The sequence below is a fragment of the Pseudoalteromonas sp. MB41 genome (assembly GCF_020966275.1).
Taxonomy (GTDB): domain Bacteria; phylum Pseudomonadota; class Gammaproteobacteria; order Enterobacterales; family Alteromonadaceae; genus Pseudoalteromonas; species Pseudoalteromonas lipolytica.
Window position 1 is genome coordinate 68,146 of sequence record NZ_JAJJZF010000009.1, and the last position, 20,404, is coordinate 88,549.

Sequence of the window (20,404 nt, forward strand, 5' to 3'; positions counted from 1 at the left end):
AAGCGAGAGCAAAGGCAAGGAGAGTTTTTTGAAGTTTAAACGTGCTATTACAGGCTTGTTAGGTTTAGTGCTCGGGGTTTTTCTGCTTGCCTATATTTTTAGATTACCACTGACCTCATGGTACTTAACGCCTGTGCTGAGTGCTAATGGCATTGAGCTGCATTGTATTGATTGGTCACTAACAAGAAAGCTTGATTTAAAGGTCGAAAAGCTGTGTTTGAGTTATCAAGGTCAGCAATTAGAAGTTGCGGGTATACGTGCTAATAAGCAGCAAATTATCATTTCTCGTGCCAACCTTACGATCAATAGCCCCTTATCAAAAAGCGACAATCAGCGTACAGAATTAAAAAAACTTGCTTTAGACCTTCCAAAGCAAAGACCGCTTATAAATATTGAGCAGCTTGATATTTCGTCGGGTTTTAGCGCCGAGCCGGTTAGAGTCACCGTGCAAGAAAATCGCTTAAATCACTTTACAGTCAGCCGTGATATTAATGCGGATGTCACGGTTACTGGTGGTGAGATAGTCACCAATATAATGCTTAATGATGAACTTGCCGGAAGGTTTATTGCGCTGCCAAAAAATGCCCATTTTTCGACTGACTTACAGATTAAGTTCGATGGCATAACACTCAATGTGGCCAGCTCAGTTACTGCCGATTATCAACATGAACATCAGTATCAGCAAAATAAGCAAAGCATTGAACACTGTGATTTTAGCGCACAGAGCCGTGGCCAAGTAACGGCTGAATTTCAGCTCAATCAACAACAGCTCACTGCTGATTTGAGTGGTTTAAAGAGTCAAGTCGTTGTTTCACCTATTTGTTTAGATAAAATCGAACAGCAGCAATACCAAGAGTTTGCACGAGCACACACCCCCCTTACTTGGCATGTGCAGTTTACACAACCCATTGCGCTGCAACAAAAGCAGCTTTCTTTACCCGAGTTGGAACTGACTTCAAGTAATGAACAAGGCCAATTGGTGTTTAAAAATACCCAATTAGCGCTAGATGCTCCCCTTAAAACGCTTTACTCACACGCTGTAGTAAATTTCACCAGTGACGAGATAGATAAGCTAATGTTGAAGGCTCGTATTGAAGTAGGGCGCGTTAACTCTGAATTTCAACTTTCAATGGCATCACTGCCTGATTTTATTGATGTACTAGCGGATGGCGTGAGTATCAAAGGTGAAGTAGAGCTTGAGAATATACTTACTCGTCCTATAGCGGGTAATCTCAATGCTGATATATCCGTTAAAAGAGCTCAAGTTTTTGATGCGAAAGTGACTGATTTAAAAACTAAAATAAACGTGCATCTCAGTGATTCACAGAACGTAACAGCGAAACTCAATAGTGCTATAAAGTCAGCGACCTATTCAGATATGCAGATGTCGGGACTAACAAATGAGCTCACAGTGAAGAGTGATTTAAGTGTGGGAGAGTTATTTGCTGATATTAGCGCGACCAGTAAATTAGCTAAGCTAGTGACTCCTAAACTGACATTAACGAATTTGTCTGTGGTGTCAAATGCAACCCAAAGTCGCGCATTACAGGCAACGCACCATGTTTTTGTCGACGGTATTGAAGCGCTGATAACACATCATATGTCTAAGGTTGCTCATCCATTTGAGTTGGTGATACCTGAACAAGCTATGTCAAAACTCAACCCTATTTTAAAGCAGTTTGAGCCATTAGCGACGTTAACCGATGGCGTTATCTCGGGCTTTATAAAAGGTGACGTAAACTTACTGCAGGCAAGCGGGGATATCCGCATTGCTAAGCTCAGTGCGCTTTATAATGATTATCTCGCTAATGATTTTAACACTCAGGTGAAGGCGGAGTTTAATTCAGGTCAGCTTAATATTGCCCCAACTAAATTTACACTTAATGAACTGCGTGCAGGTGCTGTGGTTACAAAATTACAAGGCCTATTACAGGTTGACGCAAATAAGCCATGTACATCAAATGTCACTGGTCTTGTGATGGGGGGAGCATTTGTTGTGAATGAATTTTGCCCGCTTGCAACAAGCCAAACTGCAATGATTAAGTTCGAAAACATCGACGCCAGCAAGTTGGTAACGCTGGATGCGGAGTCTGGTATTAGTTTATCTGGGCGCTTAGCAGGGACCTTGCCTGTCATTATAAATGAGCAGGGCATTGCCGTTAAGCAAGGGCAGCTGGTTAATCAAGGCGATGGTAAATTATTGATTACTAACAATGCAGGTTTTGAAGCGGTAAAAGCACAGCAACAAGAACTAAGTACCACGCTTAGCTTGTTAGAGAATTTAGATATTAAACAATTAAAAAGCAGTGTTGATCTTAAACCGGATGGGTGGCTGCACTTAGGTGTTAACTTACAAGGCTTTAATGAAAAACAGCAGCAAGCCGTTAATTTTAACTATAATCATGAGGAAAATGTGTTTACGTTATTAAGAGCACTGCGTTTAAGTGATGAGATTACTCAAAAGGTTGAGAAAGAGTATGCAAAAAAAGGAAGCAATAATGGCTAAATGGTTAGTAATGCTAACAGCCGTCGGTTTGTTAAGTGCTTGCACACACCGCGTTGAGGTAGCAGCAAAAGAACCGATTACAATCAACTTAAATGTGAAAGTTGATCACGAAATCCGCGTTAAAGTGGATAAAGAACTCGACACGTTATTCAGTGACGACAGCGAATTATTCTAAGGAGCAAACATGCGTAAATTCCAACTTAAAAAATTGAATGTGATCACTTTAATCAGTGCTGTTTGTTTATCATTTTCTGCTTGGGCTATTAGCCTAGATGAGGCTAAAAACCAAGGATTTGTGGGTGAAGATAGCTCTGGTTATCTCGGATTAGTCGTCAATAACAGTGAAGCGAAAGCCGTTGTTGATGAAATCAATGCGAAGCGTAAAGAGCAATACTTGAAACTTGCCAAAAAGAACAATTTATCTTTAGCGCAAGTAGAGGCATTGGCGGCCGCAAAAACTATTGAAAAAACAAAACCTGGTCACTATATTGAAGTGAATGGTCAATGGGTAAAAAAATAACCTATTAAAGGTGCTAAAAGCCAGCGAAAGCTGGCTTTAGCCTTTATCAATACAGCTTTTTAACAGCTGCTGCCAAAAGTCGATACCCTTGCGTCTTGCAAGTTTAATATTATGCTCAGGAATAGATTCAGGCTCATCGTAGTTGGCGAGCGCTTCGCTCATACTCGCTTCACGAATTAAATGAAGTGTCGGGTACGGAGCACGGTTTGTATAATTTGCAGCATCTGTCTCATCACTATCCGCAAACACATAATCGGGATGAAAATTAGCGATTTGATATTTCCCTTCAAAGCCTTGTGCAACTAGTAGTGCGTTGGCTAGGTCGACCAAATCTAAAAACTCGTCAAAATCACTAAAGCCTTGCTCAAACATTAGTAAAGTTGTTTCGCGCTGCTCATTGTGGTCAAGTTCCGTGCATTGCTCAAGCATATCCATGACAGCATCATCTAGTGTTACTGACGGACTGACTTGATAGTGAATACAGTTGTTTTCTACTTCTTTACGGGCAAATGGGCAAAAGTTGTATTTTACAATGACACTTGATACCCATTCGCGCATTTGTAGTTCGGGACGGCTTTTTGGCAGGTTATGATTCACGTTGTTTCTCTAAAAATTGCTCAATTAATTGCACTGTTTTACGAATAGCACCTTGATTATTAACAACACATTTTGCGGCTTGTTGACCTAACTTAACGAGGGCCTCGTTATCGGCACTTAAAGCGATAAGTGTTTCGGCAAGGTGCTGTTCATTGTTAACTGTTTTAGCACCTTCAGCGTTTATAAGCTCAGGGTAAATATGGTCAAAATTATACGTGTGAGGACCTGCTAGTACGCCAACTGAAAATGCCGCAGACTCGAGTGGGTTATGGCCACCTCGTTCAATTAAACTGCCGCCAATGTAGCTTATGCGAGCAACGCCATACAGGCATTGTAGTTCACCTAAGGTATCGGCAAGAACGACTTGTTGGCTCGTATAATTATTCTCGCTGCGACGACTAAAAGTCATGTCTGAATGTTTAAGGAGTGATGCTACTTTATCAAATTGTTCAGGATGACGCGGAGCTATAATTAACAGGGCATCGGGTACTACACTGAGCAACTGCTGATGTGCACTTAGAACACGCTCATGTTCAATTGGGTGGGTTGAACCTGCAACCCAAATAAAGCGCGCGTTGTTATATTCGCTTTTAAGAGCGGCGACTTTATCTAATTGCGCGCGCGTGGGGGTTATATCAAACTTAATTGAGCCAAAGACACGCACCTTCTGCGGCGCTAAACCTAACTCAATAAAACGGTTAGCATCATCTTGGTTATGACTGGCAAGGGCGCTAATTGAGTTCATAATCACGTTTGTTAAAGGCATCACTTTTTGATACCCCTGCTGCGACTTAGCTGAAAGCCGCGCATTTAAAACAAGTACTTCAATATTGCGTTTTTTACATTGCGCCATTAAATTGGGCCACAACTCTGTTTCCAGAATGCACAGGACGCGAGGCTTAATTCGCTTTAAAAACCGGCTGGTGGCACACGGGAAATCAATCGGTAAATAACAGCAACTGAGCGTATTTTTAAAGTTGTTCTTTATTTGCTCACGACCAGTGGGTGTATTACAGGTTACTAAAATACTTAGCTGCGAATTTTGCTGTTGCAGCGCCTTGATAAGTGGCGTTGCTGCTAAAACCTCACCAACAGACGCGCAATGTATAACCACGTCATGCTGTTGTAATGATGAAACACCAAAACGCTGTGTAAAATGCGCACGGTAGCCTTTATTTTTTTTTCCACGCAAAGCGTAAAGGTAGAAAATAATAAGCGGGCTAAGAATGTATAAAATGAGAGAATATAAAATACGTGCCATTGGTTAGCCTATCAGTGTAAAACATTATGATAGCGTGTTAGCCAATCGAGCTAAATATAAAATGTTAAAAAGGGTTATCTTGCAGAGTTTTAAGTGTTTCGTCGCCGCTAATTTGGTAGTATTTCAGTTACTTTATATTTAGTCTTTATAGTTATGAAATTTAAAATGATAAAAGCCACGGCTATAAGCGTGTTACTCAGTTGCTCTTCTCCTTTATTGGCAACACCCACCGCTTACATACCGATTGGCATGGATGCACAGCTTGATCATCAATTAGATACTTTATTTGCATTAACCTCAGGCACACCTATGACGAAGCCATATCGTTTGGCTGAGGTAGAATACGCACTTAATGAACTTGAAAATAAAGCGCCAAGTTTGGCTGCAGCGATCCGCACTAAGATTAAACCCTATCAGCGTGAAGATGCTATTACGCGTGTGGGTCTAAAATTTCAGGTCGATGGTGATACTACGAAGAAAATTGCTAATCAACGTGGTTTAAGCTCAGATGAGTGGGGCCAAGGCTTTTTTGAAGGTATTTGGCGTGCAAACGATTATACCTTAGTACAAGTTGGTGTTGATTACAGAGCCAAGCAAAATAAATTTGTGAATTACAATACTTTTGTAAGTTTTGCTGGAGATGATTTACAACTGAATGTTGGTTATAAAGAACATTGGTTTTCACCGTTTAAACATTCAGCTCAAATTATTTCTACTAATGCAAAAACAGCCCCTTCTATTTCATTAGGTATGGTGCAACCTGCGCATAATTGGTGGAATTTTGACTTTGAGCTGTATTATTCTGAATTAGAGCATGTCGAAAACGGTATTTTATATCAAGGGGAGCTGCATAGCGGCACGCCAAAGCTTGCTGGTACGCATTTCAGTATAGAGCCCCTAAGTGGTTGGAAAATTGGCATCAACCGTATGATGCAATTTGGTGGTGGTCCTCGAGAAGTAAATGCTAGCGATGTTTTTAAGGCTTTTTTTGACCCTGCGGGTAATGATAATGGCGAGCTTGCAGGTGGGCCAGATAGTGAGCTAGGTGATCAGTTTGCATCTATCACTAGTACTATAAATTTTGATTTTGGCCTTCCAACCGAGTTGTATTTTGAGTACGGTGGCGAAGACACAAAAGAGCACCAAAATTACCAATTTGGCAATGTTGCTTACAGCATCGGTGCTTTCTTCCCACAAATAACGGATACCGTTGCGTTACGTTATGAACATACAAATATGCACAGTTTTTGGTATAAAAATTATATTTATCCAACCTCTGGAAATACCGTTGATGGTTTTGTCGTAGGACATTTTGCAGCGGATCAACGCTATTTCGGAGATGGTGTTCCATCTCAAACTCATGTATTAGAGCTGAGCTACTTAGAGTCTTTGAGCTCTTTATGGGTAGCGAAATTATCGAGCATTAAAAATGAGAGTAACTACCATTATGATATTGGCGGTTATAGTAAAGAATACGAAAGTGCCATTGAACTTCAACTGAGCAATACGCGTCAATTGAATGAACATACACTCGAAACCACCCTGACTTATGGCGAAGATGTGTTTGGTGAGAATTATACTTGGCTATCTGTTGCAGTATACTGGTAGGTCTAGCCGTTTTTTTTAAGGAATTTATATGTCTAATCTTGATTCTGTAGCGGCAAGCTACCTAGAAAGTTTAAATCGTCATCAAATGCTGTTTGAGACCATGGAAACTTATCATCCTGAGGTGATGCAATTACTTGAAGCATGCCACAGCGCTTTGCAGGCAGGTGGTAAAGTAATTTGGTTTGGTAATGGTGGCAGTGCCGCCGATGCGCAGCATTTAGCGGCAGAGTTTGTTGTACGTTATAAGTTAGAGCGTGGGCCGCTTGCTTCAATCGCATTGACAACTGACACGTCAATTTTAACGGCGCACAGTAATGACTATCATTTTGATACTGTGTTTGAACGCCAAGTTCAGGCGTTGTGTAAACCTGAAGATTTAGTGATTGGCTTAACGACTTCAGGCACTAGCCCTAATATTAATCTTGCGCTTGCTGCGGCTAATGAAATAGGCGCTTTCACAGTGGCTTTAACTGGCCGTGACGGCGGTAAAGTGAAAGATATCGCGAAGCTGCCAATTATCATTAAAAACGATGAAACAGCACGCATTCAAGAAGCACATATGTTTATCGGTCACTGGTTATGTGAAGCCATTGATATGGTTGTAGCGGAGCAACAGTAATGGATTTAGCGTTACTTAAAAACTTATCTAAAGCGCGAATTTTAGTTGTTGGTGATGTGATGCTAGACCGTTACTGGCATGGTGACTCGGGTCGTATTTCACCAGAAGCCCCGGTGCCCGTAGTTAAAGTCAGTAAGTTTGAAGACAAAGCGGGTGGCGCTGCAAACGTGGCTAAAAATATTGCCCGTTTAGATGGTAAGGTCGGTTTATTAGGGCTTGTTGGTGAAGATGAGAGCGGGCAAATTCTTGAAACTATTTTGAGTTCTGAGAAAATTGATTCGCAGCTTGTTAGCGTCTGTGATTTACCCACCATATCTAAAATGCGCGTGATAAGTCGTCATCAGCAAGTGGTGCGCCTAGATTTAGAAGAAACCTTTACTGAACAACACAGCCAGTTGCTTTTGAATCGTTTAGAGTTAGTGTTAGATGATTATGACTTTGTACTATTTTCTGATTACAACAAAGGCTCACTAAGCTTAATTCAAGCCATGATCCAAGTGGCTAAAAATGCAGGTAAAACGGTTCTTGTTGATCCTAAATCATCGGATCTAAATTTGTATCGTGGTGCCGACTATATTACGCCAAACTTGAATGAATTTAAGCTGGCTGGTGGTAAAACTGAGTCTGAGCAAAGCTTAACCGAGAGTGCGCGCCAGCTTATTGAAGATGCGGGCGTTGCGGCGATGTTATTGACTCGTTCAGAGCAAGGAATGTCGTTAATCAGTCAAACTGAGAAGCATGACTTTGCGGCGCAGCAATTAGAAGTCAGTGATGTTACTGGTGCCGGAGATACTGTAATTGCTACATTAGCGGTGATGTTAGGCGCTGGCATGCAACCTAAAGATGCCGTTGAAATTGCTAATCTTGCAGCGGGTATTGCCGTAAGTAAACTAGGCGCAGCGACGGTATCTCCTGAAGAATTGAGTCGTAAATTGGGTCAGTACTTACAGCAAACCGGCGAGCATTATCAAACGCCATTTGAAGATGTGTTGCAGCATATCGAGTTTGCAAAACAAAATGGCGAGAAAATTGTCTTTACCAATGGCTGCTTCGATATTCTACACGCAGGTCATGTACGCTATTTAGCGCAGGCAAAAGCCAGAGGCGATCGTTTAGTTGTTGGTTTAAATAATGACGAATCAATCACGCGCCTTAAAGGACCTGAACGTCCAATAAACCCGCTTGAAGAGCGGGCTATGGTTCTCAGTGCGCTTGCATCGGTTGACTGGGTAATTCCATTTGGTAGTGCACAAGAGAGTGACACGCCAGCTAAGCTCATCGAGCAAATTAGCCCCGATGTACTGGTGAAAGGGGGTGATTACACGGTTGATCAAATTGCGGGTGCAGACCATGTATTACGCCATGGCGGTAAAGTTGAAGTGCTTGAGTTCCTTAATGGTTGCTCGACGTCTAACGTCATCAGCAAAATTAAATCTTAAGCAATGCTTGGTAGTCACAATACAGTGACTGCCAATCACTTTGTTGCCAGTGCATTATCTCATTACGGCCTTGTTCTTTGGCAAATGAACGGGCAAGGCGTTTAATATTTTCTTGTTGCCACGCAATTTCGGGCTGTCTTATTTCACCACGGTCAAAATCGATAATAAAGACCTTACCCGCTTCGTCAAATAAAATATTATTGATATTCAAATCAGCGTGATAAACACCGCGGTTATGAAATTCACTGAGCGTTGTGGCCACATTCTTTAATTCGTCATGAGTTAACGGGCGAGTCACCAAAATATCTAAAAGGCTTTGTGCTCCTTTTACTGCCTCGGTGATAATATCGCCTCGATAAATAAAACCACTTCGTGTGACTTTTGCAGCGATAGGTGTGGGCACATTTAAGCCTAACTCAGTTAAGTGCATCATCAACGAAAACTCTTTGTAAACCCGCGTGTGCTCTAAGCCGACATACACATATTGATCTGTTAATAGTTTGCCTATGAGTCCGCCACGCCAATAATGACGCAATACACCAGTCAGTTGTTCATGCTTAAAAAACCAGGCCGTTGCTCGGCCTTTTTTAGCGCCAACTATTTTATTTTGTTGTTGCCAAAAGTGAGCATCAAACCAGTCATATGTAAGCATCTGAGTGTATGCAGGGTGGCACAAAAGGGTCGAATTTTGCAGATGCTGAATGTCGAACATAACAACTTAAAATATAAACAGTGAATAGCTATATAGTACCGCATTTTTAGCTTTTCGCATAAGTGCTTGCAATAGCATCAGGTTAATTTAAGATCGCCTATTATTTGCTGTTGCTAAGGGTGCACGTGACTCAATCAACCTCCTATTCAGATATTTGTATATTAAGGCTTTCGGCTATTGGTGATGTATGTCATGCGGTGTCGGCGGTGCAAGCAATTCAAAAAGCGCATCCTCATGCGAAAATCACTTGGGTTATTGGTAAAGTGGAAGCGATGCTGCTTGCTGATTTACCGGGTGTTGAGTTTGTTGTATTTGATAAAAAGCAGGGTAAGCAAGCATACAAACAACTTAAAGAAACCTTTAAAGGGCGAAAGTTTGATGTGTTACTTCATATGCAGGTAGCGCTCAGAGCTAATCTTGCTGCACGTTGTATACCTGCTAAAGTTAAAGTGGGCTTTGACTGGGCACGTTCAAAAGAATTACATAGCCTATTTATCAATAAGCGAATTGCAGCTCAAGCAGAAGCACATGTTCTTGAAGGGTTCCAAGGTTTTGCAAAAGCAATCGGTGTACCAGAGTATGAGCCTAGCTGGCAGATGCCAATAACAGATGCTCATCAACATACGGCAGATACTTTACTCGGTACTGAGCGGTTAGCAGGACGTATTTTTGTTATTTCACCTGCGGCCAGTAAAAAAGAGCGTAACTGGCTTCCTGAACGTTATGCTGCGCTCGCTGATTACGCTCATAATCAAGGATTCTCAGTTGTGATTACGGGGGGGCCAACACCCCTTGAAAATGAACTGGCTGAGCAAATTATTGCGCACAGTCACGTGCCTGTACTCAACTTAGTTGGTAAAACTCAGCTTAAAGAGTTGTTGTGTGTGCTAAAGCGTGCCTCATTAGTGCTTGCGCCTGATACAGGACCTGCGCATATGGCCGTTACAGTGGGTACACCGGTGATAGGTTTATACGCTCACTCAAATCCAAAACGCACGGGGCCTTATTTATATCAAAATTATGTTGTTGAGGTTTATCACCAAAACTTACTTGAGCAAACAGGTAAAACAGCAGACCAGCTGCCGTGGGGGACACGCGTTAAAGGTGCAGATTTAATGTCGCAGATACGTGTTGAAGAGGTTACTTTAATGTTTGATCTTGTTTTATTAAAAGAGCAATTGTGATGAGTAAAGTGCTATTTTTAGACCGCGATGGTGTTGTAAATATTGACCATGGTTACGTATACAAGCCAGATGATTTTGAGTTTGTGCCAGGGGTCTTTACGGCGTGTAAAAAGTTCACTGATGCGGGTTATGAAATTATCATCGTGACGAATCAATCTGGAATTGGTCGAGGCTATTACTCAGAGCAAGATTTTCACCACTTAAGTGAATGGATGAAAAATGAGTTTTTAAAACACGGCGTACACATTCTAGATGTCTATTTTTGTCCACACCATCCAAGTAAAGCGTTGCCTGCCTATTTACAAGAATGTGAATGCCGTAAGCCAGCGCCTGGCATGTTGTTGCAAGCGATTGAAGAGCACCACATAGATCCCGCTCAAAGTATCATGGTTGGTGACAAGCTTGGTGATTTACTCGCTGGCGAAAGAGCCAATGTGGCAACGCGTGTTTTAGTGCGCTCTGGACAAAGTTATGCAGAGTCAACGGAGCAGCATGCGCACTATGTATGCGACTCGTTAGCTGAATTACCTAATTTGATTTTACACTTACAGCAGGTATGACCAGTTTTTTCCTATCTACCGCGCCTAATTTAGGTTGTGCGACGAACTACAAACAGTGCAATTGTTCGCCTAAGCTTTTACAATAGGCGCAAATTTCACAGTCACAGCTAATCGGCTCTGATTACTTAAAAGATTATTTGGAGATTTCAGATGAGAGCATCTGCGTTTTTCACTCAGCTTCAGCAACAAATAGATGAAGTAAAAGCTGAGGGTTTATACAAAAGCGAACGTGTTATTACTTCACAGCAACAAGCTCAAATTGAAGTTGCATCAGGTGATAAAGTTATCAATTTCTGTGCAAATAACTACTTAGGTCTTGCAAATAGCCCAGAGCTAATAAAAGCCGCACAACAAGGCCTTGACGATCATGGTTTTGGTGTTGCTTCAGTGCGTTTTATCTGTGGTACTCAAGATATTCATAAAACATTAGAGCACAAAATTTCTGAGTTTCTAGAAACAGAAGACACGATCCTTTACTCATCGTGTTTTGATGCTAATGCAGGCTTATTTGAAACAATTTTAGGCCCAGATGATGCCATCATCTCAGATGCGTTAAACCATGCTTCTATCATTGATGGGGTTCGTTTATGTAAAGCAAAACGTTTCCGCTACGCTAATAATGATATGAGCGACTTAGAGAAGCAATTAATTGCAGCTGATGAAGCCGGGGCAAAAACCAAGCTTATTGCCACTGACGGTGTGTTTTCAATGGATGGCGTTATTTGTAATCTTAAAGCAGTATGCGACCTTGCTGATAAATACGATGCATTAGTTATGGTTGATGATTCTCACGCAGTGGGCTTTGTGGGTGAAAACGGTAAAGGAACACCTGAATACTGTGGCGTATTAGACCGTGTCGATATCATTACCGGCACATTAGGTAAGGCGTTGGGCGGCGCATCAGGTGGTTATACATCAGGCAAAAAAGAAATTGTAGAGTGGTTACGTCAGCGTTCACGTCCATATCTTTTTTCTAATTCATTAGCTCCATCAATTGTTACAGCATCAATCAAAGTACTTGAAATGTTGAGTAACGGTGGCGAACTTCGCGCTAAATTATGGGATAACGCTCATTACTTCCGTGAGCAAATGGAAGCAGCAGGGTTTACCTGCGCAGGTAAAGACCACGCGATTATTCCAGTAATGCTTGGCGATGCGAAGGTCGCTTCGATGATGGCTGACAAGTTACTTGCTGAAGGTATCTATGTAACAGGTTTCTCATTCCCTGTTGTACCTAAAGGTCAAGCACGTATTCGTACGCAAATTTCTGCGGCGCATACAAAAGAGCAATTAGACACTGCAATTGCTGCCTTTACCCGTATTGGTAAAGAAATGGGTGTTATCTAATTTTATTTTCTAAACCGAAGCACCTGCTTCGGTTTTTTTAATTGAGTGTAAATCATGAAAGCATTATCTAAATTAAAAGCAGAACCAGGGATCTGGATGACCGATGCGCCAAAACCTGAGGTTGGCCATAACGATCTGCTTATTAAAATCCGCAAAACAGCAATTTGTGGAACAGATGTCCATATTTATAAATGGGATGAATGGGCACAAAACACTATTCCAACACCTATGGTTGTTGGCCACGAATACGTGGGTGAAGTGGTTGATATGGGTCAGGAAGTACGTGGTTTCCAAGTGGGTGATCGTGTTTCTGGTGAAGGCCATATTACCTGTGGTCACTGTCGTAACTGTCGCGCTGGTCGCGTGCATTTATGCCGTAACACAACAGGTGTGGGTGTGAACCGTGAAGGTGCATTTGCCGAATACCTCGTGATCCCTGCATTCAATGCATTTAAAATTCCAGATAATATTTCTGATGAATTAGCATCAATCTTTGACCCATTCGGGAATGCGGTACACACAGCGTTGTCGTTTGATCTTGTTGGTGAAGATGTCCTTATCACCGGGGCGGGTCCAATTGGTATTATGGCAGCAGCGGTTGCTAAGCACGTCGGTGCGCGTCATGTAGTGATTACTGATGTAAACGAGTACCGCCTAGATTTAGCGCGTAAAATGGGCGCGACACGCGCTGTAAACGTTGCGAATGAAAACCTAGAAGATATTATGAAAGAGCTCGGCATGACCGAGGGCTTTGATATTGGTCTTGAAATGTCAGGTGTACCGGTTGCATTCAACAGCATGTTAAATAACATGAATCATGGTGGTAAAGTTGCCATGCTGGGAATTCCACCATCAGATATGGCAGTTGATTGGAATCAAGTTATTTTCAAAGGCTTAATTATCAAAGGTATTTATGGCCGAGAAATGTTTGAAACGTGGTACAAAATGGCGAGTCTAATTCAGTCTGGTCTTGACCTTAATCCAATTATCACGCATCAATTCTCAGTGGATGATTTCCAAGAAGGCTTTGATACAATGATTTCAGGCCAATCAGGTAAAGTAATCCTAAACTGGGATTAATACCGTAGAGTGTGATAAGGCGGCTTTCGGCCGCCTTTTTAGTTTAGAGAGTGTTATGTCATATAAACATATTTCAGTCAGTGAAACGTTTGCATTATTAGATAAAAATGATGTGGTGATTGCTGATATTCGCGACCCTAACTCATTTCAAGCTGGGCATATCCCTGGTTCTGAGCATTTATCAAATGCTAATATCAGTGAGTTTATGATGAACAAAGAGTTTGATCAGCCTATTATTATCGTTTGCTATCATGGCGTAAGTTCTCAAGGCGCAGCAAGCTATTTAGTAGAGCAAGGCTTTGAAGACGTCTACAGTATGGATGGCGGCTTTACAGCATGGCAGACACAACAACCGGAGCACATTGAACGATGATTGAATTGGGCAGCATTAATAATCCTCGCGCCGCGCAAGGCTTTATCGATTACATTAAAAGTAAAGGCTTGCAGGGTGAACTGCGCTCACACGATGGTAAGACAGTGATTATTTGTGTTGCTCCTGAGCATTTTCATCAAGCTCAGCCACTGTGGCAAGCGTTCACCGCGAATCCAAATGACGAAAAGTACCTTCAAGCATCGTGGCAAGTTGGCAGTACTGAGTCGCCGTTGTTATATCAAGGCCAGTCACTTAACCTAAAAGCACGCTTTAAAGCATTGAGCTGGTTAAACCGTACTGTGACCTTGGTTTCAATCGCTATTTTTGTGGCGTTTTTACTGGGTGGGTTTGAAACTCTTTATGGTATGTTGCAATTTAACCCTGCTAAGCCGCTAACCTGGTTTACCCCTGCGATTGTTCATTTTAGCGCTATCCACCTCATTTTTAACCTGATTTGGTGGATGACACTGGGTAATGACATAGAAAAACGCAGTGGTAAATTAACCTTAGTTGGGCTTTTCTTAGTGACGGCATTTATCAGTAATTGGGCACAGTTTTTAGTAGTTGGTCCGAACTTTGGTGGGCTCAGTGGTGTTGTGTATGGTTTGCTCGGTTTCTGTTGGATTTACAGTGTAATGCGACCTCAACAACCCCCGCTTGTTAGCAACAGTATTGTTGGCTTTATGTTGGTGTGGCTAATTTTAGGCTTTGTGGATATGTTGCCGGTTAGTATGGCGAACTGGGCACATTTAGCAGGGCTTATTGCGGGTATGGCTTACGCAATGTCAGATAAACTATTGTCGCGTAAGTAGTTTTATTAAATGTGACGGCCTTTGCCGTCACGTTTAATGGTATAAATACTTAGTAAACAACACTTCACGTACTATTTCTTGTCCAGTCTCTTGCTTTAACAGTGCTTTGAGTTTTTCTGTACAGCGCTTTCTAATTTCTTCTCGGCCCGTGAGCGACTTGATATTTTCTTCAGGTTCTTTTGACAGTATCTCGACAATCGCATCACGTAATAGTGGAGTATGGTGCTCAACCACACCAATATCAGAAATATCATTAAGCATTAGATCAACAGTGATCCGTACATAACCCAGTTTTTTATTTCCTTGGCCAATATAATTGGTGATAATGTCAGGCTCAAAACCGAAGTAACCGACATTTGATTCTGCGCGTGTCGAGAAACTTGTCGTAGCGCCAATAACTAGCATGCTAATCAAGTAAATTGATAACAATGACTTTTTCATAGTTTAAGAATATCCCACCTATTCAATGGTTTTTAGTCTATACCCAAATTAACTTAAGATACAGGTTGTTCTCTGTTTTTTAACCCATGTAGAGATTAAATCATGACTTTTTCGAAACGGGTTGCAGTGATATCATTTACGCGGTTTTTATAATTATTGAGTCGTTGTGATTACATTCCCAGTTTCGTTAGCTGCGCATTGGCAGCCTGCTTCGGCATACCCTTATTTAACGCAACAGCAGCAAGGTTGGTTGCTTGAAGCTGGGTCATTGACGGCCAAGCTTAAGCGTCATTGCCAACACTTTTCAGTTAAAGTGCTCAATGAAGCCCCTTTTGATCTTACAAAGGAGCAACAAGCTTTATTAAATACGCCGTTGAGCCAAGCGCTTAACCGCGAAGTGCTACTATTATGTGATGATAAACCAATGGTTTATGCACAAAGTTGGTTACCCGCAGATGATACCTTAAAAAAGCAGCAGTTGCTAAGTATGGGAACACGGCCATTAGGGGATGTTATTTTTCAAGACCCAAGCTTATCTCGCACAGAGATAGAAGTGGCAGAGTTTAATGAGCAGCACACTATTCAAACCTTATTAGCTGCGCTTGGCAAAGAGTCTAAACCACTGTGGGGAAGACGAAGTGTATTTTCATTGTCAAATGCCCATTTTTTAGTGGCCGAAGTTTTTCTGCCAGAGGCTTATATTTACTTATGAAACTAGCTGCATTAAAAATCGCACACATTCCTTATTACAAACAACTTATGCGAACAGATAAGCCGATTGGTACTTTGCTATTGCTTTGGCCAACGTACTGGGCGTTATGGCTTGCAAATCAGGGAGCACCAAGCTTATTAAATTTTGTGGTGTTTAGTTTAGGGGTGTTTGTAATGCGAAGTGCAGGCTGCGTTATCAATGACTTTGCTGATCGTAAAATTGATGGTTCAGTAAAGCGCACAGCAACGCGTCCCCTAGCCGCAGGGCGAGTGTCCAGTGGTGAGGCGTTGAGCTTATTTGTGTTGTTAATTGCCGTGGCATTTGGATTAGTTTTAATGCTGGGGTGGTCGACGATTTTGCTCTCTTTGGGGGCTCTTGCGTTGGCATTTTGCTATCCGTTTATGAAGCGTTATACCCAATTACCACAAGTGGTACTAGGAGCCGCATTTAGTTGGGCTATTCCAATGGCATACATGGCCTCAATTGGCTCAGTGCCAATTGAAGCATGGCTGTTATTTATTGCAAACCTCGTGTGGACTGTGGCTTACGATACCATGTACGCCATGGTTGACCGTGATGATGATTTAAAGATTGGTGTTAAATCAACGGCCATCTTATTTGCACGTTTTGACAGGCATATTATTTTCTTACTGAATGCGCTATTCATTGCGATACTCAGTTACATTGGCATAAGCAATCAGCTTGATATGCCTTATTGGTTAGGCTTAATAGCGGCGATTGGATTTTTACTTTACCAGCAAACGCTTATTCACTATCGCGACAGAGAGCACTGTTTTAAAGCGTTTCTAAATAATCATTACGTCGGGCTGGTTATTTTTATTGGCCTTGTAGCATCCTTGCCATTACCGTTTTGATTATCGCGGTGGGTCGATAATGCCGCTTATTGAGGCATTTTTTCTGAACCAACCAGCAATTGAATAACGCACATCGTCTGCGGGTAATACCTCATGCATAAAGCGTTCGCTTTCAAACATGACTAATGTGCCTGCCTTCGGTTTTATGACCACTTCAATGTCTTTACTTTTAGGTTTATAAATAACCAACTCGCCGCCAGACGCGGGGCTATTTAGGTAGCAAACCGTTGTAAAAATACGGTTTGAGCGTCCTTTAAAGGCATCGTAATGCTTTTTATAAAAGTCACCTTGTTGGTACTTCGCATAGTGGCATTCATAATCAAACAAGCCCAAGAAAAACTCTCTATTTAACTGGGTCTTAATTGCTTCCATGGTCGCGAGATAAGTTATTTGCGCTTGGCTTGAGCTATCAAACCAAAAGGTCTTATCTTTGCGTACCGTTTTATCGATTTGCTGATCGTTTAACCTACCGATACCTGCAACATGAAAATGGGGATTAATTCGGTAACAATCTGCAATTAAATCATTTATCAACTGCTCATCAATTGCGTTTTCAACAATGGCATAACCAGTATGTTCAATTGCATTTAAATAAGTATTGGAAATAAGCTGCGCGGTCATTCATATGCACAATCAAAAAAAGGTGCGTAAGTGTATCTGAAAAAAAATTACATGCACGCTTTTTATGCAGTAAAACAATGAGGATGTATAAGCTGGCCTAACGTAGTCAAGCCAGCTTGATATGTACATTTAGTTGTGGCTAGATAATGCTGTTTTTTCAATAAGATCTAATAAATAACTCACGTGCGAGTTTTCATTAATTTGTTGATTAGTTTGGATCACTAACTGTTCGTGAGCGATTCCTTTATTGGTTTTTAATACTAGCAATTCAGGGTCTGAAGAAACGCTGTTGGCATGCTCAATACTTGCAATCGCAATATGGTTTGACTTTTTCAAGCCTTCCATAACTTGTTCAATACTACCGACCTTAACGCTGGTTGATTTATTGAATGAATCAATTGCTTCGTTTAGCATCGATTGAACCGGCTTCGATTGTGAAAAACAGCTGTACATTGGGTAGTCTGTTAAGTCTTTCTTGCTAATGTCTGTTTTATTAGCAATTGGATGATTTTTTGATACAAATAAAATTAGCTGATCAGGCAAATGGATATCACTACCAATGCTATTCATGGCTTGTGAGCAAACGCTGATATCAATTTCACCAAGTTGCAGTTTGCGAATTAACTCACTTTGTTCTTGCAACTGCATTTCAATTTTAACATGTGGGTATTGTGCTAAAAATTGCCCACACGACACAGGTACAACTGCACTTGCTTTAGTTGTGTAGCCGATAACGAGCTTTTCGTTTTCACAACCATTTAATGACTCGAATAAACGTTTTTTTGTTTCTTCTAAATTATTAAGTGTTTGTTGTGCGTACTCGAGGAAAAGTTCACCTTCTTTGGTTAGCTTTACAGAACGAGTAGAGCGAGTAACGAGTTCATAGCCCACTTCATCTTCAAGTGTTTGAATACTACGAGTTAATGCTGAAGTGCTTATCTGGGTTTTTTCAGCAGCTTGGCGGAAGTGTCTGAGTACGCCGAGTGCAACGAATTGTTCAAGTTGTTCAAATCTCACTTTATATAGTCCCTTTTTATTAAGTAAGCCCTTACATTGAGTTAAAATAATAATACCTAACATTGAGTATAGTAAATTATTGTACCCATTTTTAAAAGTGTTGTTTTACAGGTAAGTTACAACTAGTCAGGGTAACGGTCTTTAATCTCCAAGAAAAGTGGTAAATTTTCAAGTAATAAGTCGACTAAAGTTGGATCAAAATGTTTCGAACGTTGATTTTTTATTAGTGCAAGTGCTTCATCGAGTGGCCACGCTTTTTTGTAACAACGGTCACTGCATAGAGCGTCAAACACGTCAGCAAGCGCAGTTATACGACCAACGATATGAATATCTTTACCTGCTAAACCGTGTGGATACCCAGAGCCGTCCCACTTTTCATGGTGCTGAAGTGAGATCATTGCACCGCAAGTCATGATCTCGTTACTTGAATTTTTTAGAATTTCATAACCTACTTCAGCGTGTGTCTTCATTATTTCCCATTCTGTATCATCTAATTTTCCGGGCTTATTTAAGATGTTGTCAGGGATACTTATTTTTCCTATGTCGTGTAAGGGGGAGGCAAGCTTGATGATTTCACACTGAAAGGGATTAAGTTCTGATAGTTTTGCAAGTAACTCGCTGTATAACGCGACACGTTTAACATGTGAGCCTGTTTCTTTAGAGCGTTTTTCTACTGCTTCACCAAGAATATAGGACAATTCCTTTTGCGATTCTTTTACCATTTCGCGCAATTTAAGATTGTCATAGGCCAGTGCAATATTGTTTGCATAAAACTCAAGAAGTTGATGGTCGGTAGCATGTAATTTACTTCCTTTATTTACATACAGCATAGTTTCAAGGCCCGCTTTGGTTGGAAAGTAACCAATGTAGTCGGTACTTGTTTTTAGTGATGACTTACGATCATGAGCATCAATAAATAAACTTTTAACTTCGTCAGGAATATTATTTTGACTGGGGATAGGCCCAACGCCTGAAGCCGCCAATAATTGAAAGTCTGTTGCAGGAGATGATTGTAAATTAACCGCGGCAGCACAATAAATTTGAGTGTCGTTTATACCCATCACATTTGTCACGTGGCTTAAAATAGTGGATGCAAATTCTTGCACACTGTCGCATTTTAAAAAGTTAGCTGAGGCATTTATGATTTGTTCGAGGCCATGTTTATGGCGATCAATAATTTGGATATCACGATGAGATCTCAGTGCAGAATAGAGCAGTGTTTTAATTTTTATGGCTGTTAATTCGGTTTTGTTTTTGTAATCGTTTATATCGTAATCACGGATAATAGATTCTTCAGGTGCTTCACCTGGCTGGCCTGTTCGAAGAATTAGGCGGATATGGTGGTTATCAATGTCGTCCCTAATATACTGAATAAGTTCAAGTCCGGCATGGTTTGTTTCCATGACGACATCAACAAGTGCCACTGAAAAAGGGATATCTTTTTTCAAAAGCTCTTTAGCCTCTGCTGCAGAATAGGCATCGTAGAAGCGTAAGCTTTTATTTTCAAATTGAAAACCAGCTAGTACAAGCTTGGTAACTTGATGAATATCTTCTTCGTCATCAACAACAAGAATATGCCAGTATTCTGGTTCTTCAGTTTGTACGTTATTTTCTTCTAACCGTTCTTCAGAAAATAAAAAATCATCCACACAAGCACCACTTATTGTCGTATCAGGTAACAATAAGTATAGAGGCAGAAATTTACTCTGCCTTATCCACTAAGGGTTTTTTTTCTATATTTCTTAATTCAATTTCTATTGCATCACATGAAATATGAATCTCATATAAAGAGGTAAGAAGCGATAAAGTTAAGCAAGCAAGACTGAGTCCAAATAATATGATGCCTGTTGTATTAAACTCAATAAACAAAGCGAACATTGACAAGGTACACATGAGAAATGATGCCACGCCGTAAACTTGCATTATACGAATCAGTTTAATACGCTTTCTGAGGTTGGCGATTTGTGCAACAACCAAAGGACGAATACTTTCTCCTTCGCGCGCATTCAGTTCTCGAATGAGTTGGGCAAGTACCAAAAAGCGATTGGTGTAAGCAAGTAAAAGTAAAGAAATGGCCGGGAATAACAGCCCAGGCGTTGTTAATGTCATAAGGCTACCTT

At 41.1% G+C, this 20,404-nt stretch carries 22 protein-coding genes; 14 read left to right on the forward strand and 8 right to left on the reverse strand.

The window, feature by feature from the left end; genetic code table 11:
- Nucleotides 1-28: 28 nt before the first annotated feature.
- From LPA49_RS10905 to LPA49_RS10915, 3 genes are read left to right on the forward strand one after another with little or no spacing between them, the layout of a single operon-like run.
- Nucleotides 29-2,506 (forward strand): YdbH domain-containing protein, encoded by a 2,478-nt coding sequence (locus LPA49_RS10905; protein WP_230236534.1) that lies wholly within the window; start codon nt 29-31, stop codon nt 2,504-2,506.
- Entirely contained in the window at nt 2,499-2,681 is a 183-nt protein-coding gene (locus tag LPA49_RS10910) for a YnbE family lipoprotein (RefSeq protein WP_036970983.1), read from the forward strand. Before LPA49_RS10905 ends, LPA49_RS10910 begins: the two co-directional genes overlap by 8 nt.
- A gap of 9 nt (nt 2,682-2,690) precedes the next feature.
- On the forward strand, nt 2,691-3,026 hold the full coding sequence (locus LPA49_RS10915) for a YdbL family protein (protein WP_036970980.1): 336 nt from the start codon (nt 2,691-2,693) through the stop codon (nt 3,024-3,026).
- A 36-nt stretch (nt 3,027-3,062) separates the two neighbouring features.
- Here LPA49_RS10915 and LPA49_RS10920 read toward each other — a convergent pair whose 3' ends face one another.
- Both LPA49_RS10920 and waaA read right to left on the reverse strand, forming a co-directional pair.
- Nucleotides 3,063-3,584, reverse strand: coding sequence for a DUF1415 domain-containing protein (locus LPA49_RS10920; protein ID WP_036971769.1), 522 nt, complete (start codon nt 3,582-3,584; stop codon nt 3,063-3,065).
- A 28-nt stretch (nt 3,585-3,612) separates the two neighbouring features.
- A complete protein-coding gene (gene waaA, locus LPA49_RS10925) occupies nt 3,613-4,884 on the reverse strand; it encodes a lipid IV(A) 3-deoxy-D-manno-octulosonic acid transferase (protein WP_036970976.1) in 1,272 nt (423 codons plus the stop codon).
- Between the two features lie 165 nt (nt 4,885-5,049).
- Here waaA and LPA49_RS10930 point away from each other — a divergent pair, with 165 nt between their 5' ends.
- The 3 genes from LPA49_RS10930 to hldE are packed head-to-tail and all read left to right on the forward strand — an operon-like array spanning nt 5,050 to nt 8,550.
- A complete protein-coding gene (locus tag LPA49_RS10930; protein WP_230236537.1) occupies nt 5,050-6,492 on the forward strand; it encodes a capsule assembly Wzi family protein in 1,443 nt (480 codons plus the stop codon).
- 28 nt (nt 6,493-6,520) lie between these two features.
- Nucleotides 6,521-7,111: an SIS domain-containing protein gene (locus tag LPA49_RS10935; RefSeq protein WP_036970972.1), complete on the forward strand. Its 591-nt coding sequence runs from the start codon at nt 6,521-6,523 to the stop codon at nt 7,109-7,111.
- Entirely contained in the window at nt 7,111-8,550 is a 1,440-nt protein-coding gene (gene hldE / locus LPA49_RS10940; RefSeq protein ID WP_036970970.1) for a bifunctional D-glycero-beta-D-manno-heptose-7-phosphate kinase/D-glycero-beta-D-manno-heptose 1-phosphate adenylyltransferase HldE, read from the forward strand. The genes LPA49_RS10935 and hldE overlap by 1 nt, the downstream gene beginning before the upstream one ends.
- On the opposite strand, the gene LPA49_RS10945 is transcribed toward hldE, so the two are convergent.
- Nucleotides 8,540-9,262 (reverse strand): 3-deoxy-D-manno-octulosonic acid kinase, encoded by a 723-nt coding sequence (locus LPA49_RS10945; protein ID WP_036970968.1) that lies wholly within the window; start codon nt 9,260-9,262, stop codon nt 8,540-8,542. The two genes, hldE and LPA49_RS10945, sit on opposite strands and share 11 nt — an antisense overlap.
- A gap of 125 nt (nt 9,263-9,387) precedes the next feature.
- Between LPA49_RS10945 and LPA49_RS10950 the strand changes: the two genes are divergently transcribed.
- The 6 genes from LPA49_RS10950 to glpG all read left to right on the forward strand — a co-directional run bounded on the left by LPA49_RS10950 (nt 9,388) and on the right by glpG (nt 14,618).
- Nucleotides 9,388-10,446 carry a glycosyltransferase family 9 protein gene (locus LPA49_RS10950; RefSeq protein WP_065978003.1) on the forward strand — a complete coding sequence of 353 codons (1,059 nt, stop codon included), beginning with the start codon at nt 9,388-9,390 and terminating at the stop codon, nt 10,444-10,446.
- Nucleotides 10,446-11,006, forward strand: coding sequence for a D-glycero-beta-D-manno-heptose 1,7-bisphosphate 7-phosphatase (gmhB, locus tag LPA49_RS10955; RefSeq protein ID WP_036970962.1), 561 nt, complete (start codon nt 10,446-10,448; stop codon nt 11,004-11,006). Before LPA49_RS10950 ends, gmhB begins: the two co-directional genes overlap by 1 nt.
- A 150-nt stretch (nt 11,007-11,156) precedes the next feature.
- Nucleotides 11,157-12,353, forward strand: a complete 1,197-nt coding sequence (locus LPA49_RS10960; RefSeq protein ID WP_036970959.1) for a glycine C-acetyltransferase — start codon at nt 11,157-11,159, stop codon at nt 12,351-12,353.
- Nucleotides 12,354-12,407: 54 nt separating this feature from the next.
- Nucleotides 12,408-13,433, forward strand: coding sequence for an L-threonine 3-dehydrogenase (tdh, locus tag LPA49_RS10965; protein WP_036970956.1), 1,026 nt, complete (start codon nt 12,408-12,410; stop codon nt 13,431-13,433).
- A gap of 55 nt (nt 13,434-13,488) precedes the next feature.
- Nucleotides 13,489-13,806 carry a thiosulfate sulfurtransferase GlpE gene (glpE, locus tag LPA49_RS10970; protein WP_065978005.1) on the forward strand — a complete coding sequence of 106 codons (318 nt, stop codon included), beginning with the start codon at nt 13,489-13,491 and terminating at the stop codon, nt 13,804-13,806.
- The gene (glpG, locus tag LPA49_RS10975) at nt 13,803-14,618 is read left to right on the forward strand and encodes a rhomboid family intramembrane serine protease GlpG (RefSeq protein WP_074988848.1); all 816 of its coding nucleotides are present in this window, start codon (nt 13,803-13,805) and stop codon (nt 14,616-14,618) included. The genes glpE and glpG overlap by 4 nt, the downstream gene beginning before the upstream one ends.
- 33 nt (nt 14,619-14,651) lie before the next feature.
- Here the strand turns inward: glpG and LPA49_RS10980 are convergent, their stop codons facing one another.
- Nucleotides 14,652-15,059 carry a flagellar basal body-associated protein FliL gene (locus tag LPA49_RS10980; RefSeq protein ID WP_036970946.1) on the reverse strand — a complete coding sequence of 136 codons (408 nt, stop codon included), beginning with the start codon at nt 15,057-15,059 and terminating at the stop codon, nt 14,652-14,654.
- Nucleotides 15,060-15,225: 166 nt separating this feature from the next.
- Between LPA49_RS10980 and LPA49_RS10985 the strand changes: the two genes are divergently transcribed.
- Nucleotides 15,226-15,771 (forward strand): chorismate lyase, encoded by a 546-nt coding sequence (locus LPA49_RS10985; RefSeq protein WP_182396129.1) that lies wholly within the window; start codon nt 15,226-15,228, stop codon nt 15,769-15,771.
- Complete coding sequence (gene ubiA, locus LPA49_RS10990; protein ID WP_036970938.1) at nt 15,768-16,646, forward strand: 4-hydroxybenzoate octaprenyltransferase; 879 nt, start codon at nt 15,768-15,770, stop codon at nt 16,644-16,646. The genes LPA49_RS10985 and ubiA overlap by 4 nt, the downstream gene beginning before the upstream one ends.
- On the opposite strand, the gene LPA49_RS10995 is transcribed toward ubiA, so the two are convergent.
- The 4 genes from LPA49_RS10995 to LPA49_RS11010 all read right to left on the reverse strand — a co-directional run bounded on the left by LPA49_RS10995 (nt 16,647) and on the right by LPA49_RS11010 (nt 20,393).
- Complete coding sequence (locus LPA49_RS10995) at nt 16,647-17,267, reverse strand: 2OG-Fe(II) oxygenase (RefSeq protein ID WP_036970936.1); 621 nt, start codon at nt 17,265-17,267, stop codon at nt 16,647-16,649.
- Nucleotides 17,268-17,396: 129 nt separating this feature from the next.
- Nucleotides 17,397-18,284, reverse strand: coding sequence for a LysR family transcriptional regulator (locus tag LPA49_RS11000; protein WP_065978067.1), 888 nt, complete (start codon nt 18,282-18,284; stop codon nt 17,397-17,399).
- A gap of 122 nt (nt 18,285-18,406) precedes the next feature.
- Nucleotides 18,407-19,933, reverse strand: coding sequence for a DUF3369 domain-containing protein (locus LPA49_RS11005; protein WP_036970933.1), 1,527 nt, complete (start codon nt 19,931-19,933; stop codon nt 18,407-18,409).
- A 52-nt stretch (nt 19,934-19,985) separates the two neighbouring features.
- On the reverse strand, nt 19,986-20,393 hold the full coding sequence (locus tag LPA49_RS11010) for a DUF2721 domain-containing protein (RefSeq protein WP_036970930.1): 408 nt from the start codon (nt 20,391-20,393) through the stop codon (nt 19,986-19,988).
- Nucleotides 20,394-20,404: the final 11 nt, after the last annotated feature.

Excerpts from the sequence above, each read along its gene's own strand:
- LPA49_RS10910 (WP_036970983.1), top strand. The coding sequence starts at position 2,499 with ATGGCTAAATGGTTAGTAATGCTAACAGCCGTCGGTTTGTTAAGTGCT.
- LPA49_RS10915 (WP_036970980.1), top strand. The coding sequence starts at position 2,691 with ATGCGTAAATTCCAACTTAAAAAATTGAATGTGATCACTTTAATCAGT.
- LPA49_RS10920 (WP_036971769.1), bottom strand. The coding sequence starts at position 3,584 with ATGCGCGAATGGGTATCAAGTGTCATTGTAAAATACAACTTTTGCCCA.
- waaA (WP_036970976.1), bottom strand. The coding sequence starts at position 4,884 with ATGGCACGTATTTTATATTCTCTCATTTTATACATTCTTAGCCCGCTT.
- LPA49_RS10930 (WP_230236537.1), top strand. The coding sequence starts at position 5,050 with ATGATAAAAGCCACGGCTATAAGCGTGTTACTCAGTTGCTCTTCTCCT.
- LPA49_RS10935 (WP_036970972.1), top strand. The coding sequence starts at position 6,521 with ATGTCTAATCTTGATTCTGTAGCGGCAAGCTACCTAGAAAGTTTAAAT.
- hldE (WP_036970970.1), top strand. The coding sequence starts at position 7,111 with ATGGATTTAGCGTTACTTAAAAACTTATCTAAAGCGCGAATTTTAGTT.
- LPA49_RS10945 (WP_036970968.1), bottom strand. The coding sequence starts at position 9,262 with ATGTTCGACATTCAGCATCTGCAAAATTCGACCCTTTTGTGCCACCCT.
- gmhB (WP_036970962.1), top strand. The coding sequence starts at position 10,446 with ATGAGTAAAGTGCTATTTTTAGACCGCGATGGTGTTGTAAATATTGAC.
- LPA49_RS10960 (WP_036970959.1), top strand. The coding sequence starts at position 11,157 with ATGAGAGCATCTGCGTTTTTCACTCAGCTTCAGCAACAAATAGATGAA.
- tdh (WP_036970956.1), top strand. The coding sequence starts at position 12,408 with ATGAAAGCATTATCTAAATTAAAAGCAGAACCAGGGATCTGGATGACC.
- glpE (WP_065978005.1), top strand. The coding sequence starts at position 13,489 with ATGTCATATAAACATATTTCAGTCAGTGAAACGTTTGCATTATTAGAT.
- glpG (WP_074988848.1), top strand. The coding sequence starts at position 13,803 with ATGATTGAATTGGGCAGCATTAATAATCCTCGCGCCGCGCAAGGCTTT.
- LPA49_RS10980 (WP_036970946.1), bottom strand. The coding sequence starts at position 15,059 with ATGAAAAAGTCATTGTTATCAATTTACTTGATTAGCATGCTAGTTATT.
- ubiA (WP_036970938.1), top strand. The coding sequence starts at position 15,768 with ATGAAACTAGCTGCATTAAAAATCGCACACATTCCTTATTACAAACAA.
- LPA49_RS10995 (WP_036970936.1), bottom strand. The coding sequence starts at position 17,267 with ATGACCGCGCAGCTTATTTCCAATACTTATTTAAATGCAATTGAACAT.
- LPA49_RS11010 (WP_036970930.1), bottom strand. The coding sequence starts at position 20,393 with ATGACATTAACAACGCCTGGGCTGTTATTCCCGGCCATTTCTTTACTT.